This window comes from Kitasatospora sp. NPDC059571 (assembly GCF_042735675.1).
In the GTDB taxonomy this organism is placed as follows: Bacteria; Actinomycetota; Actinomycetes; order Streptomycetales; family Streptomycetaceae; genus Kitasatospora.
In genome coordinates, this window is sequence record NZ_JBHWBW010000636.1 from 1 (window position 1) to 1,032 (window position 1,032).

General features: G+C 82.8%; 1 protein-coding gene. It reads right to left on the reverse strand.

All coding sequences use genetic code 11. The features are described from left to right. Window positions 1–92: 92 nt before the first annotated feature. Complete coding sequence (locus ACFV0G_RS36990) at window positions 93–983, reverse strand: hypothetical protein (RefSeq protein WP_380557458.1); 891 nt, start codon at window positions 981–983, stop codon at window positions 93–95. Window positions 984–1,032: the final 49 nt, after the last annotated feature.

Genomic DNA, 1,032 nt, shown 5'->3' on the forward strand with positions numbered 1-1,032 from the left:
CGCCGCGGGGGGGGCGGGGGGCGGGGCCGGGCGGGGCGCCCCCGCCCCGGCCCCCGCGGCGGCGGGGGGGGCGGGGGGCGGCGCCGCGGGTCTCAGCGGCAGGTGTAGGGGAAGCTCACCGAGGCCGTGCCGCTGCCGGGGGCCAGCACCTCCAGGGTCGCGGTGGCCTGCATCGTCCCCTTGCCCTGGAACGTCCAGCGGAGCACCACCTCGGTGCTGCTGCGGCCGCTCGGGACCTGCTGGGACAGGATGCCGGAGTCGGTGCCGTCGCTGCGCCGCCAGCGGTAGCGGACCGTCCCGGCGCCGCCGTCGGTGGCCAGGGTGCCGGTCACCACGGCGGTGCCGTCACAGGCCGGGCCCTGGGCCGAGTCCGTCCGGACGGTGACCCCGGTGACCGACACCGGTCGCCCGTACCGCTCCCAGGCCAGCCAGGCCAGCACGGCGACCAGCAGCACCACCGGGATCAGCAGCCAGCGGCGCCGGCGGCGCGGCCGGACGGGCTCCTCCGGGACGGCGGCCGCGCCGTGCCAGACGGCGGCGGCCTGCGGCGGCACGCCGGGGCCGAAACGCTGCAGCCCCTCCGCCGGAGTCGCCCCGGGCGCCGCGGCGGCCGCGACCGGCGGCCCGGCGGCCGGTGGCGGCGTGGGCACGGTCGGCCAGACCTCGGGGTCGAGGAAGGTCGCGCTCTCGAACCCGGCAGGCTGCGGGGCGCCGCCGGCCGGGTACGGCTGCTCGGGGGCGGGCCCCGGCACCGGCGCGGAGCCCAGGCGCACGGTGGCCTCGGCCGCCCCGGGCGGCACCTCGCCGAACCGGACGGTGGCCTCGGGATCCGGCCGACCCGGCGCGGGTGCACCGCCGAGCTGCACGGTGGCGTCCGGCCCCGGCGCGGAGCCCAGGCGCATGGCGGCCCGCGGGTCGGGACCGACGGGCGCCGGCGGGCCGCCGAGCTGCACGGTGGCGTCCGGCCCCGGCGCGGGCCCCATGGGGCAGGGGGTCTCCGGGGCCGGGCCCCCGGGGGGGGGGGGGGCGCGC

Bases quoted from the DNA above. Each gene is read 5' to 3' on its own strand.
- ACFV0G_RS36990 (WP_380557458.1), bottom strand. From the start codon at position 983: ATGGGGCCCGCGCCGGGGCCGGACGCCACCGTGCAGCTCGGCGGCCCG.